The following is a 14,436-nucleotide window of genomic DNA, read 5'->3' as shown; positions in this document are numbered from 1 at the left end:
AGAGGTCGTAGGACCTCAGTTGTCCGCTATCCAAGCAGGATATCGGCCAGCAGCTTCACATTGAGCACCACGATCAGCCCGGCGATCGCCCAGGCCAGCACCTGCGTGACCCGACCGATCACGAAGCTGCCCATCAGCTGGCGGTCCGAGACGAAGCGCACCAGCGGGATCACCGCGAAGGGCAATTGCATGGACAGCACCACCTGGCTGAGCACCAGCAGCTTGGCCGTACCGCTCTCGCCATAGAGGCCGGTCACCACCACCACCGGGATCACGGCGATGCCCCGGGTGATCAGCCGCCGCGCCCAGTCGGGAATGCGCAGCGACAGGAAGCCCTCCATGACGATCTGGCCGGCCAGGGTCGCGGTGACGGTGGAGTTGATGCCCGACGCCAGCAGCGCCACCGCGAACAGCAGCGAGGCGATGCCGACGCCCAGCATCGGCGACAGCAGGTGGTAGGCGTCCTGGATCTCGGCCACGTCGGTGCGCCCGGCGCTGTGGAACACCGCCGCGGCGGTGATCAGGATGGCGGCGTTGACGAACAGCGCCAGCATCAGCGCCAGGGTACTGTCGGCCACCGCCCAGCGCAGGCCCATTCGCCGCCCGGCCTCGGTGCGCGGATAGGCGCGGGTCTGCACGATGGACGAATGCAGATAGAGGTTATGGGGCATCACGGTGGCACCGATGATGCCGATGGCCAGGTACAGCGCGGCCGGATTGGTGACGATCTCCGCCTTGGGCAGGAAGCCGTCGGCAATCGCCGCCAGTGACGGCTGGGCCAGCACCATCTGCACGCCGAAGCAGACGAAGATCAGCGTCAGCAGGGCGATGACGAAGGCTTCCAGCCAGCGAAAGCCGCGATTCATCAGCAACAGGATGAGAAAGACGTCCAGCGCCGTGAGGATGGCGCCCCACATCAGCGGGATGCCGAACAGCAGATTCAGCGCGATGGCGGTGCCGATCACCTCGGCCAGGTCGCAGGCGATGATGGCGATCTCGCAGGCGATCCACAACAGCAGGCTCACCGGCCGCGAATAGCGCGCGCGGCAGGCCTGGGCCAGGTCCAGCCCGGTAGCGATGCCCAGGCGTGCGGCCAGGGCCTGCAGCAGGATGGCCATGAGATTGGAGAGCAGGATCACCGACAGCAGCAGGTAGCCGAATTGCGAGCCACCGGCCAGGTCCGTGGCCCAGTTGCCCGGATCCATGTAGCCCACCGAGACCATGTAGCCGGGGCCGATGAAGGCCAGCAGCCGGCGCAGCCAGCTGCCGCCTTCGGGCACCGGCACGCTGGCATTCATCCGCCCCAGGCTGGGCCGGGCGGACGGCGCAGGCTCCTGCCAGGCAGGCTCGACGTAGCTGGCGGACTCTTTCATGGCGGACTCGTGCGGCAAGGTAGGACTACCCTTTGGAGAATTTAGCCTAGGCTAAAATTCACACATCCAGCAATAAAAAATCTCTATCTCATCCGTCGATAACGCCCATTGGCGAAGGAATCTTTGGTATTCGCTCGCAACTCGGTCAAAATGGCGCCCGCACGCGTCCTCTCGACGCGCCTCAGGTCTTTGCGGAGAAGGTCATTCAGGTGGGCAACATGACAAAGGACGACGAACTGCTGAATCGGTTGGTCGATCCATCCATTCATATGGAAGGTTTTCAACAGGTCCGCGAAGCCCATCGTCAGGAGCTGATCGAGGACTATGTCGAGCTCATTTCCGACCTCATCCGGGACGGCGGTGAAGCCCGTCAGGTGGATATCGCCGCGCGCATCGGCGTCGCCCAGCCGACCGTGGCCAAGATGCTCAAGCGCCTGGCCGCCGCCGGCCTGATCGTGCAGCGTCCCTATCGCGGCGTCTTCCTCACCCCCGAAGGCGAAGCCCTGGCCGAAGCCAGTCGCGCGCGCCACCACGTGGTGGAGACCTTCCTGCTGACCCTGGGCGTGGACGCCGATACCGCACGGCGCGATGCCGAGGGCATGGAGCACCATGTCAGCGAGGCCACCCTGGCCGTCTTCCGCCGTTTCATCGCCAGCCGTCAGGCCTGACGCCTGCGGCTTTAGTCGAAAGTCGCTCAGCTTCCCTTAAGAAAATCCCGGCACCGTCGAAGTAGTGGAAGTCATACTTTCACTCCTCTCGGTGCCCTGCCATGTTCAATCGCCCCCTCAAGACCGAACTCGCCCAACTGCGTGCCGAAGTCGCCGAATTGCGTCAGTTGCACGCGGGCTTCGAAAGCCAGGCGCTCAGTCTTACCGTGGATGACCGTGGCAACATCGAGAAGGTCAACGAGCGCTTCTGCCGCGAGATGGGCTATCGCGCCGAGAACGTGGTGGGGCGTCCGCTGGATGCCTTCATTCCCGAATACGTCAAACAACTGCCCTGCTATCGCGATCTCAAGAGCGCGCTCAGCCAGGGCCAGCAGACCAGCGGCATGTATCGCCTGCTGCGGGCCAACGGCCAGGAAGCCTGGCTCTATGCCACCTGGCAGCCGCTGCGTGACGCCGATGGCCGCATCCACAAGACCATCTGCTACGGCAACGACCGTACCGAACAGGTGGAGACCTCCACCGAGCACTCCGGCCTGATCAACGCCCTGCTGAGATCCACCGCGGTCATCGAATTCAACCTGGCCGGCGAGGTGCTCACCGCCAACGACCGCTTCCTGCAGGGCATGGGCTATTCGCTCAAGCAGATCCAGGGCAAGCACCACCGCATGTTCTGCACCAGCGAAGAGAGTCACTCCGCCGACTACCAGGCGTTCTGGGCACGGCTGAATCGCGGCGAATTCATCGCCAGCCGCTTCAAGCGCATCGACAGCCACGGTCGCACCGTCTGGCTGGAAGCCTCCTACAACCCGGTGCTCAACACCCGTGGCGAGCTGTACAAGGTGGTGAAATTCGCCACCGTCATCACCGCCCAGGTGGAACAGGAACAGGCGGTGGCCGAGGCGGCCAAGGTGGCCTTCGACATCTCCCAGCAGACCGATGAAAGCGCCCGTGAAGGCGCCGAGGTGGTGCAGGACACCGTCGCGGTGATGCGCAAGATCGCCGAGGAATTGCAGGTCGCGTCCAACGGCATCGAGGCCCTGGGCGAGCAGTCGCTGGTGATCAGCACCATCGTCAAGACCATCAGCGGGATCGCCGAACAGACCAACCTGCTGGCGCTCAACGCCGCCATCGAGGCGGCACGGGCCGGCGAACAGGGCCGCGGTTTCGCCGTGGTGGCCGACGAGGTCCGCCAACTGGCCGGCCGCACCAGCAAGGCCACCGAGGAGATCGTCGGCGTGGTGCAGCAGAACCAGCAACTGGCGCAGACCGCCGTGGCCAACATGGCGGCGAGCAAGCACCAGGCGGAACAGGGCCTGCAACTGGCCAACGCCGCGGGCACCCGCATCACCGAGATCCAGGACGGCGCCCAGCGCGTGGTCGGGGCGGTGGGGCAGTTCGCCCGCCGCCTGAACTAGCCCACGGACCGGCGCCCGCCTCAGGCCGGCGCCGGACGCCGCCACCCGAGCAGCCCCAGCGCCGCCAGGGTCACCCCCAGGCTGACCAGCAGGCACAGCCCGAGCAGGCCACGGTCACCCCAGCTCTCCCGGGCCAGGGCATAGCACCAGGGCGCGGCCGCCGAGAGCAGGAAGCTCGGCGCCAGCAGCTTGCCGGTCAGGCGCGCATAGAGCGCCCGATCGAACAACTCCAGCGGCAGGCTGGCCCGCAGCACCGCCACCAGGCCGTTGAGGGCGCCATAGAGAAAGACGAAGCCGGCGGTGAGACCAAGATGGCCTTCGCTCGCCAGCGCCAGGGCGAAACTCAGTGGCAGGCCGAGCCCCAGCACCAGATTGAGCTGACGCGCCGAAAGCCGCTGGCCGGAAGCCAGCTCCGCCAGCCGCGCGCAGACCTGGCCGATCCCCCACAGCGCCGCTACCCCCACCGGCATCCCGCGTTCGGCCAGCAGCGCCGGCAGATGGGCCGACAGCCCCGCCGACAGAAAGCCGATCAACGCCATCCCGGTGGCGAACAGCACGCCGGCCAGGCGCGGCGAGCCGCCCCCTGCCGCGGGTGGCAATTCGGCGCTGGGCAGGCGCCCACGCACGTTGGGCAGCGGCAAGAGCAGCAGCATGCCGGCCAGGGCGATGCCGGCATAGACCACCAGCCCCAGGCGCCAGCCCAGCACCTCCAGCAGCCAGTGCCCCAGCGGCCAGAACACCGCCGAGGCCAGCCCGCCGAGCAGGGTGATGCGCACCATCACCGCCCGCGAGCGCTCGCCGGCCAGGCGCGCCAGGGTGGCGAAGGCAGCGTCGTACAGCGACAGGCGCATGCCCACGCCCAGGGTCACCCAGGCCAGGTAGAACAGCGGCGCCGACTGGGCCGCCGCCAGGCCCAGGCAACCCAGGGCATCGAGCACCAGGCCGAGTTGCAGGGTACGACAGCCGCCCAGGCGTTCGATCACCGCGCCGCTGAAGGGCGAGACCAGCCCCATGGTCAGCATCGCCAGGGAAAAGCCGCCATAGACCCAGCGCGCGTCCCAGCCCAGTCCCGCGGCCATCGCCGGGCCGTAGACACCCGGCAGATAGAAGGCCAGCCCCCAGGCCAGCAACTGCATCAGCCCCAGTTGCCAGATGGCGCGATCGCTCGGCATCGGCGTCATCAGCGCGTACCCGGGGTCCGCTCGCCCTCACCCAGGCTGCGCTGCATGAGGACCGTATCCACCCAGCGGCCATGCTTGAAACCCACCGCCTCGAAGATGCCAACGGTGCGAAACCCCAGGCGCTGGTGCAGGGCGATGGAGCCCTGGTTGGCGCTGTCACCGATCACCGCCACCAGTTGGCGAAAGCCCGCCGCCGTGCAGGCCGCGACGATCTCTTCCAGCAGCCGCCGGCCGATACCCTGGCCACCCAGGCCGTCGCGTACATACACCGAGTCTTCCGCGGTATGGCGATAGGCCGGTCGCGGGCGATAGAGCACCGCATAGGCATAGCCCACCACCGCGCCGTCCCGTTCGGCCACCCGGTAAGGCAGCCCGGCCTGGCGCACCGCTGCCAGCCGGCGCTCCAGCTCGGCCAGGTCCGGCGGCTCCAGCTCGAAACTGGCGCAGCTGCGCAGCACGTGTTCAGCATAGATGGCCTGGATGGCCGGCAGATCGGCGGGGGTCGCATCGCGCAACTGCAGAGCGGTGTTCACGGGAGAGGTCCATTCGCGAGGTCGATGAAGCGATCATGCCGGGACGGCCAGCCAAAGATAAAGCTATGCTCGGTTATCACCGGTATAAGCGAAACCTTGGCATGGCCGACCTCAATCTCATCCAGCTGCAGACCTTCGTCCAGGTCGTCGCCACCGGCAGCTTTTCCGCCGCGGCCGATCGCCTGGGGCTGAGCCAGCCGGCGGTCAGCCTGCAGATTCGCCAGCTGGAACGGCGCCTGGGTCTCAAGCTGCTGGAGCGCCTGGGGCGCGGACTCAAGCCCACCGCCGCGGGCAGTCTGCTGCTGGACCACGCCGAACAGATCCAGACGGCGGTGGACCAGGCCCTGCAGGCCCTGGCCAGCCATGGCGAGACGGTCAGCGGACGGGTCGCCATCGGCACCGGCGCCACCGCCTGTATCCATCTCCTGCCGCCGCTGCTGGGCCAGTTGCGCCAGCGCTTTCCCCAGCTGGACGTGCGGGTCAGCACCGGCAACACCCTGGACGTCTTGCGGGCGGTGGAAGACAACCGCCTCGACCTGGGCCTGGTCACCCTGCCCGCCAGTGGCCGCAACCTGCAGGTGGAGCCGCTGCTGGAGGATGCCTTCGTCGCCCTGCTGCCGCCTGCCAGTCTGTTACCGACAGGTGCGCTGGACCCGGCGGAACTGGCCGAGGCGCCGCTGCTGGCCTTCGAGACCGGCAGCAGCACCCGGTTGCTGATCGACGACTGGTTTCGCCGCGCCGGCCAGGCCAGCCGGCCGGTGATGGAGCTGGGCAGCATCGAGGCGCTCAAGGAACTGGTGGCCGCCGGCCTCGGCTACAGCCTGGTGCCCGGCATCGCCGTGGCCACCGAGCACCATCGCCACGGCCTGAGGGTCCAGCCGCTGGCGCCGCCCCTGACCCGCACCCTGGCCCTGGTGCTGCGCCGCGACAAACTCCTGAGCCGCCCGCTGCAGCAGGTGCTGGAAGCGCTCCGGCGGTTGCGTCGCTGAGCAGGGCTCGACCAGGCGGCCGCCACGCCTTATGATTCAATTATTCAACGATCATTGAATTATCGAATCATGCAGGAAGAACTCGCCGTATCCGCCCTCGCCGCCCTGGCCCATGCCCAGCGCCTGAGGGTCTTCCGCGCCCTGGTGGTCGCCGGCACCGCCGGCCTCATGCCCAGCCAGTTGGCCGACCAGCTCGAGGTGGCCCGCAGCAACCTCTCCTTCCACCTCAAGGAACTGGCCAATGCTGGTCTCGTCACGGTGGAGTCCCAGGGACGCAACCTGATCTATCGGGCGGCCTACGCGCACATGAATGCGCTGCTCGGCTATCTGACCGAGCACTGTTGCGCCGGCGGCGACTGCGTGGTCAGCGAATCGCCGCGCTGTGCCTGCTGATCCGCTGACCCGCACCCATCCACCGATCATCCGACCAGGCCCGCCATGCACAGTCCCCACGCCTGCCCACCGGCAGCACCCGCCATGAACACCTTCGAGCGTTACCTCAGCCTCTGGGTGGCGCTCTGCATCGTCGCCGGCATCGCGCTCGGCCAGCTGGCACCGGGCCTGTTCCGCTTCATCGGCCGGATCGAGCTGGCCCAGGTCAATCTTCCGGTCGGCCTGCTGATCTGGATCATGATCGTGCCGATGCTGCTCAAGGTGGATTTCAGCGCCCTCGGTCAGGTCCGCCAGCACTGGCGCGGGATCGGCGTCACCCTGTTCGTCAACTGGGCGGTCAAGCCCTTCTCCATGGCGCTGCTCGCCTGGCTGTTCATTCGGGAGCTCTTCGCGCCCTGGCTGCCGACCGAGCAGCTGGATAGCTACATCGCCGGACTCATCCTGCTGGCGGCGGCGCCCTGCACGGCCATGGTCTTCGTCTGGAGTCGACTCACCCAGGGCGATCCGCTGTTCACCCTGTCCCAGGTCGCACTGAACGACACCCTCATGGTGTTCGCCTTCGCCCCCATCGTCGGTCTGTTGCTGGGTCTGTCGTCGATCGCCGTGCCCTGGGCCACCCTGCTGCTTTCGGTGATCCTCTACCTGGTGCTGCCGGTGATCCTCGCCCAGCTCTGGCGGCGCACGCTGCTGCGCCAGGGCCAGGCCGCCTTCGACAGCACCCTGGCCCGCCTGGGGCCCTTCTCGATGGGTGCCCTGCTGGCCACCCTGGTGCTGCTGTTCGCCTTCCAGGGCGAGGTGATCCTGGCGCAGCCGCTGGTGATCGCCCTGCTGGCCGTGCCCATCCTGATCCAGGTGCTGTTCAATTCGGCCCTGGCCTACTGGCTCAATCGCCTGGTGGGCGAGAGCCACAGCGTCGCCTGTCCGTCGGCGCTGATCGGCGCCAGCAACTTCTTCGAACTGGCGGTGGCCGCCGCCATCAGCCTGTTCGGCTTCCACTCGGGCGCCGCCCTGGCTACCGTGGTGGGGGTCCTTATCGAGGTACCGCTGATGCTGCTGGTCGTGCGCCTGGTGAACGGCTCGCGCGGCTGGTACGAACGCGGCGCCCTTTCCTCCCGTCGAGATCGCCCATGAACGACGCCGTCACGATCTACCACAACCCCGCCTGCGGCACCTCGCGCAACGTGCTGGGCCTGATTCGCAACAGCGGCGTCGAGCCGACGGTCATCCACTACCTGGAGACACCGCCCAACCAGGCGCAGCTGGAGCGGCTGATCGCCGACCTGGGCATGCCGGTACGGGAGCTGCTGCGCCAGCAGGGTACGCCCTACGCCGAGTTGGGCCTGGACGATCCGCGGCTGGATGACGCGGCCCTGATCGCCGCCATGCTCCAGCACCCTATCCTAATCAATCGGCCCATCGTGGTGACCGCCCTGGGTACCCGGCTCTGCCGCCCCTCGGAACGGGTGCTGGAGATCCTGCCCGAGCCGCAGCGCGGACCCTTCGTCAAGGAAGACGGCGAGGTGGTGGCTCCTTCTGCGACGCCGCGCGGCTGATCGGGCCGCCATGCGCGACATCGCCCGCGATAAGGACAGCGCCTGGCAGGTCTTCATGATCTTTCTGCGCCTGGGCTGCACCAGCTTTGGCGGGCCCATCGCCCACCTGGGCTATTTCCGCCAGGCCTTCGTCACCCGCCGCCAATGGCTGGATGAAGCCGCCTATGCCGAGCTGGTCGCGCTCTGCCAGCTGCTGCCCGGTCCGACCAGCAGCCAGGTCGGCATGGCCCTGGGACTGGGGCGCGCCGGCGGCTGGGGTCTGCTGGCAGCCTGGCTCGGCTTCACCCTGCCCTCCGCCCTGCTGCTGATCCTGTTCGCCCTGGGCCTTGGCCACTTTCCGGGATTGGCCGACTCGGGCGCGGTGCATGGCCTCAAGGTCTTCGCCGTGGCCGTGGTGGCCCAGGCGGTCTGGAGTATGGGCCGCAGCCTGTGCCCGGATACGCCGCGTCGCGTCCTGGCGCTGGTCGCCGCCGGCCTGGCGCTCTGGCTGCCCGGTTCGGCGGGGCAACTGCTGGGGCTGGGCCTGGCCGCCCTGGTCGGTCGCCTGGCACTGGCGCCGACCGCCACGCCGCCGGCCCTGGTCCTGCGAACCGGACTCTCCCGGCACCTTGGGGTCGTCGCCCTGCTGCTGTTCCTGCTGCCGCTGCTGCTATTGCCCGCCTGGAGCCACCTGGCCGAGGGTGTCTATCGAGCGGGGGCCCTGGTCTTCGGCGGCGGCCATGTGGTGCTGCCGCTGCTGCAGGCGGTGGTGGTGCCCGTCGGCCTGGTCAGCGATGGTCAGGTCATGGCCGGCTACGGCCTGGCCCAGGCGGTGCCCGGACCGCTGTTCACCTTTGCCGCCTACCTGGGTGCCCTGGTGCCCGCCACCCTGCCCGCCTGGCTCAATGGCCTGCTCTGGACCCTGCTGATCTTTCTGCCCGGCGCGCTCATCCTGCTCGCCGCCCTGCCCTTCTGGCAGACCCTGCGCCAGCACCCCGGCTGGCAACGCGCCCTGACCGGACTCAACGCGGGGGTGGTCGGCCTGCTGCTGGCGGCCCTCTACGATCCGGTCTGGACGGGAGGCATCCGCGGCCCGCTGGACGTCGCGCTGGCCGCGCTGGCCCTGGTGCTGCTCCTGAGCACCCGCTGGTCGCCCGTGCTGATCGCGCTATTGGTCGTTCTGGCCGCCTGGTTGTTGAACTTTTAGCGCACTACCGTTTAGCGGCGTGCCACTAGTGGCCCGATGAAATTGCGGCGTGGTTCGCTGTAGCTCCGTGGAAAGCTAGGCACTGTCGGCGTGACGTTCAGCTGTATGAAACGTCTTGCCCTGCGCGAGAACGTGTCCAGCGAGCGCTCGGCCTGACCTGCATTAAGGATGACCGCCATGACCTACAAGAATCCCCTGGACACCACCGCCCCCCTGTTCACCGCTGCCCTTGCCAAGGCGCCCCTGGCCGCCGCGCCCGCCAAGCCGGCCGGCACCTTTGATGGCGTTACCTACTACGCCTTCCAGAGCCAGCCGCGCCTTACCCTGGATATCAATGCCGCGCCCGAATACGTCGGCTTCGCCAAGACCTTCGACGCCAAGGGCCCGCACTATGCGGCCGGCTCGACCCTGAACGAACTGACCCTGACCGGTCATTGGGAAGACCAGATCACCCGCCTCGAAGGCCATTCTCGCGGCGCCACCACCAGCGACAGCACCCTGGATTCGAGCATCGCCAAGCTGACCGTCAGCCTCACCGACGTGCCGACCAATCAGTTCAATGAAGGCGACATCATCACCCTGGACAACTTCGATGGCCTGCAGACCTTCGACGGCTCTACTTCCACTGCCGGCCTGTCGATCGACTTCCTGCATGGCTACACCGAAGGCCATGACTACACCTATGCCAGCCAGAGCGCCTTCCTGAAGAGCGTGATCACCGGCAGCGGCAAGGACTCGGTGAGTGTCAGCACCATCGCCGCCGCGGAACTGGATAGCGTCGCCTCCCTCGCCCACTCGCGGGTCAAGGCCATCACCGTCGATACCGGCGCCGGTAGCGATCAGATCAGCGCCCATATCCAGCAGGCTGATGTCACCATCAACGCCGGCGCTGGCAACGATTACGTGGACCTGCTGTTCACCAAGGGCGTGGCCGCCCACAACGCCAACCTGAGCGGCAGCTACGGTCACGGGGCCACCATTACCCTGGGCGAAGGGCCCGATTACCTGAGCCTCGAACCCAGTCTGGTCAACTTCGATGGCAGTAGCAGCGCCGCCGCCAACCGTTCCCTGGCCGCCAACCATGTGACGGTCACCGACTACAACGCGAACGATGACCACATCATCTTCGGCTTCGCGGTGTACGACGAGAAAGCCGTGGTCACCATCCAGGACGCCGCCCTGGCGAAGGCGACCAGCCTGTTCGCCGCGCTCAACACCGTGACCCAGTCCACCACCGGCCTGGTCAATGCCGCCGTCTTCCACTACGGCCAGGACACCTATGTCTTCCGGGACGCAGGCTACGAAGGCCAGGTCGACAACCTGGACTCGCTGATCAAACTGGTAGGCGTTCATAACCTCGATGACGTCGCCAGCACCGTCTCCGCTCGTGAGCGCTATGAGCCGGGCGGCACGCTTGGCTGGGGTTGATCGCCCCTGAATGCCACGGCCGCCCCAACCGGGCGGCTCGCCGGCCGCTTCTGTGAGGTACTCGTGTCTTACCACAAGAGCCGGGCACTCACGGCAGGAACCCAGGGTCTGTCTAGCGATACCCTTCCGAACACGAGGAACGCGCGATGAAGATCCTGATGGTCCTGACCTCCCACGACCAGCTCGGCGACACCGGCAAGAAAACCGGTTTCTGGCTGGAAGAATTCGCTGCCCCCTACTACGTCTTCAAGGATGCCGGTGCCGAGATCACCCTGGCCTCCCCCGCCGGTGGTCAACCGCCGCTGGACCCCAAGAGCGACGCCCCCGACGCCCAGACCGAGTCCACCGAGCGCTTCAAGAACGATCCCGAGGCGCAGCAGGCCCTGGCCAATACCGTCAAGCTCGCCAAGGTAGAGGCCGAGGACTACGACAGCCTCTTCTATCCCGGCGGCCACGGCCCGCTCTGGGACCTCGCCGAATCCCGCGACTCCATTGCCCTGCTCGAAGCCTTCGCCCAGGCCAACAAGCCCTTCGGCCTGGTCTGCCACGCCCCTGGCGTGCTGCGCCACGTCAAGGCCGCCGATGGCACGCCGCTGGTCAAGGGCCGCACCGTCACCGGTTTCACCAACAGCGAAGAAGCCGGCGTGCAACTCACCGACGTGGTGCCCTTCCTGGTGGAGGACGAGCTGAAGAAGCTTGGCGCCCGCTACGAGAAGGGCCCGGACTGGGGCGAGTTCGTAGTGGAGGACGGCAACCTGGTCACCGGCCAGAATCCGGCCAGTTCGGAAGCGGCGGCGGATGCCCTGTTGACCAAGCTGGGCTGAGCGTCCCGAACCTGAAAAAGCCCGCCTAATGGCGGGCTTTTCGTTGAGGTCCATCACCACCGACCTGGCCGCTCCTGCGCGGGAGAGCTGAGCACAAGGCTGCGTCCCGTTCCCGACTACTCAGGCGGACCGGCCAGGCGCCCCTGTCTTCACTGCTGAACGACCACTGGAGGTCTACGCCAAGCGTTTGGTCGCCGGCAATCGTCCAGGCTGTTCACCGGCGCTCGCCTCGCCTATAACTATGACGATTGGCAACTCGAACAAGATCAAAGTGCCATTAGTCGCCAAGGTTGCAGAAATCCAGGCGCCAGCCGACACCCTCCCATGAGCGCAGCCTTCAACCCTGCTCCGCCCAGGCTGGAAAGGATATCCGTGCAGTTGGTTACCTGGTCGTATTTTCAGAGCATTGCCCGATGAAGAGAATCCTGCTCGGCGTGCGCGTCCTGATGTCCGTGCCCAAGGACAATCCCGGCCTGGTCAAGGCGCAATACCTCGCGCTGTCGCGCCAGCTGCCGATGATGTACTTCATCCTGCTGACCAACACCCTGATGCTGGCCGGCACCCACTACGCCGTCGCGCCACGCTGGCTGGTGCTCTACTGCCCGTTGATCATGACCCTGTTCGGCGTGATCCGGGCGGCCGAATGGGTCCGCACGCGCAATCAGCCGCGCAGTCCGACGCAGATGCTGACGGCCCTGAAGCGCACCAACAGGCTCGCGCCCATCGTGGCCTCGGCCTTCACCGCCTGGGCGCTGGCACTGTTTCCCTATGGCGACAGCTATACCCAGGCGCATGTGGGCTTCTACATGGCGATCACGGTAATCGGCTGCATCTTCTGCATGATGCACCTGCTGCCCGCGGCCCTGGCCACCACCGCCGTGGTCAACACCGCCTTCGTGGTGTTCTTCGCCTCCACCACCATCAGCACCTTCGTGGCCACGGCGATCGACGTCCTGCTGGTGTCCATCGCCATGCTGGTCATCCTCAAGGCGCAGTACGGCGACTTCACCCGCCTGGTGAACATGCAGGCGCAAACAGCCAAGCTCAGCGAGGAAAATCTCAAGCTCGCCAATCAGGACAGCCTGACCGGCCTCGCCAACCGCCGGCAATTCTTCGCCCGCCTCGATACCCTGCTGGCGGATGCGCGCGCCCAGGGGACCCGCCTGGCCGTGGGCCTGATCGACCTAGACGGCTTCAAGCCGGTCAACGACATCTATGGCCATAGCGTGGGCGACCGGCTGCTCTATCAGGTCGGCCAGCGCCTGAGCGGACTGCTCGACGAGGACGTCCACCTGGCCCGCCTTGGCGGCGACGAATTCAGCCTGATCATCACCCGGGTCTTGAACGACGAGCAGCTGCGGACCTTTGGCGAAAAGGTCTGCGCCAGCCTGCGCGAGCCGTTCCTGCTGGTGGACATGCCCATCCAGATCAGTGGCTCGCTGGGCATCGCGACCTTTCCCGACCAGGCCTTTACCGCCACGGACGTCTATGAACACGCCGACTACGCCCTGTACCAGAGCAAGCGCCACCGCCCCGGCACGGCCTGCCTGTTCAGCACCGCCCATCGCCAGCAACTCAATCGCGAAGGCCTGACCGAACAGGCCCTGCGCCGGGCCGACCTGGAGCGCGAGTTCTACATGGTCTTCCAGCCCATCGTGGACATCCACAGCAAGCAGACGGTGGCCTTCGAGGCCCTGGCGCGCTGGGAAAGCCCGGAGCTGGGCAACGTGCCACCGGGTGATTTCATCGCCACCGCCGAGCGCGTCGGCATGGTCAATCGCCTCACCCTGCCCCTACTGAGCAAGGCCCTGAACGCGGCTGTGCACTGGCCCAAGGGCATCCGCCTGGCCTTCAACCTCTCCGCCCACGACTGCGGCTCGGAAGACGCCGCCCAGCAGATCGTCGAACTGATCAGGCACAGCGGCTTCGATCCGGCCTGCCTCGACCTGGAAATCACCGAAACCGCCGCTATCCAGGACCTGCCCCAGACCCAGCGCGCCATCAGCCGCTTTCGCGAACTGGGTTGCGGCATCTCCCTCGACGACTTCGGCACCGGCTATTCCAGCCTCAGCCAGATCCACGCCCTACCGCTGACCAAACTGAAGGTGGACCGCACCTTCGTCACCGACCTCCACCTCGACCCGGCCAGCTTCAAGATCGTCAAATCCCTGATCGCCCTGTGCCAGGACATGCAGCTGGAATGCATCGTGGAAGGGGTGGAAACGGCAGCAGAACTGGGTGCGCTGAAGAATCTAGGCTGTACTTGGGCCCAAGGCTATCTGTTCGCCAAGCCTATGCGGGCGAGTGATATTAGGGGTTGGTTGGAGGGGGAGCAGTTGGCTGAGGTGTTTGCGGTTTGACTCTTAGAAAGGGTTAGACGCTACACAAGTACATACTGCAACAGCTAAGCTCATCCTTAACGAGTGGGATTTCGCTATGTACTCACCGCTATTTCGACTTACCGTGCCCAAACGACTGCTACCCAAAATGTAATAGGTGATGCGAGAGATTCCATCGATTTATTTGATGATACAGCAGCTAAAGGTAGATGTGTCTACGGCAACTTCAAGACATCTCGTGTGCCGATAGCTCCTCTAAACCCTGACTAACATAGTAATTTACCGCCTTAACCGACTTTTACAAACAGCGAAGGGTCCTAACTCACAGACAATCAGCCAAAGACAGTAATCGAGTCAATAATCAAGCCCCGATTGACTTATAAGAAATAGCACATGCCTTTTTAAAAGAAAATAAATTGAAAAGGATTGATATTGGAGCTTTGTAAAATAGCAGGCTTTCGATTTTCAAAACAAGAAACAGCTAAAACCCACACAAATAAACTTCGAATATGCGTAATGACGAAAAACTGATACTCAATTCGAACATGAGAATA

The 14,436-nt window shown here is 65.7% G+C and carries 13 protein-coding genes and 1 pseudogene; 11 read left to right on the top strand and 3 right to left on the bottom strand.

The features are described from left to right. Positions 1-26: 26 nt before the first annotated feature. Positions 27-1,373, bottom strand: coding sequence for an Nramp family divalent metal transporter (locus PVZ72_RS05060; protein ID WP_187980046.1), 1,347 nt, complete (start codon positions 1,371-1,373; stop codon positions 27-29). A gap of 218 nt (positions 1,374-1,591) precedes the next feature. On the opposite strand from PVZ72_RS05060, the gene mntR reads away from it, so the two are divergent. The 3 genes and pseudogenes from mntR (at position 1,592) to PVZ72_RS24140 (ending at position 3,456) form a co-directional block, all read left to right on the top strand. Then, positions 1,592-2,041 (top strand): manganese-binding transcriptional regulator MntR, encoded by a 450-nt coding sequence (mntR, locus tag PVZ72_RS05055; RefSeq protein WP_017640022.1) that lies wholly within the window; start codon positions 1,592-1,594, stop codon positions 2,039-2,041. A 101-nt stretch (positions 2,042-2,142) separates the two neighbouring features. After that, positions 2,143-2,919, top strand: a pseudogene (locus PVZ72_RS24145) (PAS domain-containing protein); the annotation flags it as partial. After that, positions 2,914-3,456: a methyl-accepting chemotaxis protein gene (locus PVZ72_RS24140; RefSeq protein ID WP_431312620.1), complete on the top strand. Its 543-nt coding sequence runs from the start codon at positions 2,914-2,916 to the stop codon at positions 3,454-3,456. The pseudogene PVZ72_RS24145 and the gene PVZ72_RS24140, both read left to right, overlap by 6 nt. Positions 3,457-3,476: 20 nt before the next feature. Here PVZ72_RS24140 and PVZ72_RS05045 read toward each other — a convergent pair whose 3' ends face one another. After that, positions 3,477-4,637 (bottom strand): MFS transporter, encoded by a 1,161-nt coding sequence (locus PVZ72_RS05045; protein WP_273861349.1) that lies wholly within the window; start codon positions 4,635-4,637, stop codon positions 3,477-3,479. Continuing rightward, a complete protein-coding gene (locus tag PVZ72_RS05040) occupies positions 4,637-5,170 on the bottom strand; it encodes a GNAT family N-acetyltransferase (RefSeq protein ID WP_187980049.1) in 534 nt (177 codons plus the stop codon). Before PVZ72_RS05040 ends, PVZ72_RS05045 begins: the two co-directional genes overlap by 1 nt. 65 nt (positions 5,171-5,235) lie before the next feature. On the opposite strand from PVZ72_RS05040, the gene PVZ72_RS05035 reads away from it, so the two are divergent. From PVZ72_RS05035 to PVZ72_RS05000, 8 genes are all read left to right on the top strand, one after another. Beyond that, positions 5,236-6,159, top strand: coding sequence for a LysR family transcriptional regulator (locus tag PVZ72_RS05035; protein WP_273861348.1), 924 nt, complete (start codon positions 5,236-5,238; stop codon positions 6,157-6,159). A gap of 69 nt (positions 6,160-6,228) precedes the next feature. Further along, the gene (locus tag PVZ72_RS05030; RefSeq protein WP_187980051.1) at positions 6,229-6,552 is read left to right on the top strand and encodes an ArsR/SmtB family transcription factor; all 324 of its coding nucleotides are present in this window, start codon (positions 6,229-6,231) and stop codon (positions 6,550-6,552) included. 84 nt (positions 6,553-6,636) lie between these two features. Beyond that, positions 6,637-7,683: an ACR3 family arsenite efflux transporter gene (arsB, locus tag PVZ72_RS05025; protein WP_187981246.1), complete on the top strand. Its 1,047-nt coding sequence runs from the start codon at positions 6,637-6,639 to the stop codon at positions 7,681-7,683. After that, positions 7,680-8,105 carry an arsenate reductase (glutaredoxin) gene (gene arsC, locus PVZ72_RS05020; RefSeq protein ID WP_187980052.1) on the top strand — a complete coding sequence of 142 codons (426 nt, stop codon included), beginning with the start codon at positions 7,680-7,682 and terminating at the stop codon, positions 8,103-8,105. Before arsB ends, arsC begins: the two co-directional genes overlap by 4 nt. Before the next feature lie 10 nt (positions 8,106-8,115). After that, complete coding sequence (chrA, locus tag PVZ72_RS05015; RefSeq protein ID WP_273861347.1) at positions 8,116-9,291, top strand: chromate efflux transporter; 1,176 nt, start codon at positions 8,116-8,118, stop codon at positions 9,289-9,291. A 177-nt stretch (positions 9,292-9,468) separates the two neighbouring features. Beyond that, positions 9,469-10,719: a hypothetical protein gene (locus PVZ72_RS05010; RefSeq protein ID WP_273861346.1), complete on the top strand. Its 1,251-nt coding sequence runs from the start codon at positions 9,469-9,471 to the stop codon at positions 10,717-10,719. Positions 10,720-10,865: 146 nt separating this feature from the next. Continuing rightward, positions 10,866-11,543: a type 1 glutamine amidotransferase domain-containing protein gene (locus PVZ72_RS05005; protein ID WP_187980055.1), complete on the top strand. Its 678-nt coding sequence runs from the start codon at positions 10,866-10,868 to the stop codon at positions 11,541-11,543. Positions 11,544-11,956: 413 nt separating this feature from the next. Further along, complete coding sequence (locus PVZ72_RS05000; protein WP_273861345.1) at positions 11,957-13,903, top strand: putative bifunctional diguanylate cyclase/phosphodiesterase; 1,947 nt, start codon at positions 11,957-11,959, stop codon at positions 13,901-13,903. The last annotated feature ends 533 nt before the right edge of the window (positions 13,904-14,436 follow it).

The organism is Pseudomonas sp. LA5 (genome assembly GCF_028640825.1).
Classification (GTDB): domain Bacteria; phylum Pseudomonadota; class Gammaproteobacteria; order Pseudomonadales; family Pseudomonadaceae; genus Chryseomonas; species Chryseomonas aestiva.
The sequence above is the reverse complement of the archived record's forward strand: the minus strand, read 5'-3'. Positions and strand labels throughout refer to the sequence as shown.

What these genes read in the sequence shown, in the direction of transcription:
- PVZ72_RS05060 (WP_187980046.1), bottom strand. Translation starts at nt 1,373, where the DNA reads ATGAAAGAGTCCGCCAGCTACGTCGAGCCTGCCTGGCAGGAGCCTGCG.
- mntR (WP_017640022.1), top strand. Translation starts at nt 1,592, where the DNA reads ATGACAAAGGACGACGAACTGCTGAATCGGTTGGTCGATCCATCCATT.
- PVZ72_RS05045 (WP_273861349.1), bottom strand. Translation starts at nt 4,637, where the DNA reads ATGACGCCGATGCCGAGCGATCGCGCCATCTGGCAACTGGGGCTGATG.
- PVZ72_RS05035 (WP_273861348.1), top strand. Translation starts at nt 5,236, where the DNA reads ATGCTCGGTTATCACCGGTATAAGCGAAACCTTGGCATGGCCGACCTC.
- PVZ72_RS05030 (WP_187980051.1), top strand. Translation starts at nt 6,229, where the DNA reads ATGCAGGAAGAACTCGCCGTATCCGCCCTCGCCGCCCTGGCCCATGCC.
- arsB (WP_187981246.1), top strand. Translation starts at nt 6,637, where the DNA reads ATGAACACCTTCGAGCGTTACCTCAGCCTCTGGGTGGCGCTCTGCATC.
- arsC (WP_187980052.1), top strand. Translation starts at nt 7,680, where the DNA reads ATGAACGACGCCGTCACGATCTACCACAACCCCGCCTGCGGCACCTCG.
- chrA (WP_273861347.1), top strand. Translation starts at nt 8,116, where the DNA reads ATGCGCGACATCGCCCGCGATAAGGACAGCGCCTGGCAGGTCTTCATG.
- PVZ72_RS05010 (WP_273861346.1), top strand. Translation starts at nt 9,469, where the DNA reads ATGACCTACAAGAATCCCCTGGACACCACCGCCCCCCTGTTCACCGCT.
- PVZ72_RS05005 (WP_187980055.1), top strand. Translation starts at nt 10,866, where the DNA reads ATGAAGATCCTGATGGTCCTGACCTCCCACGACCAGCTCGGCGACACC.
- PVZ72_RS05000 (WP_273861345.1), top strand. Translation starts at nt 11,957, where the DNA reads ATGAAGAGAATCCTGCTCGGCGTGCGCGTCCTGATGTCCGTGCCCAAG.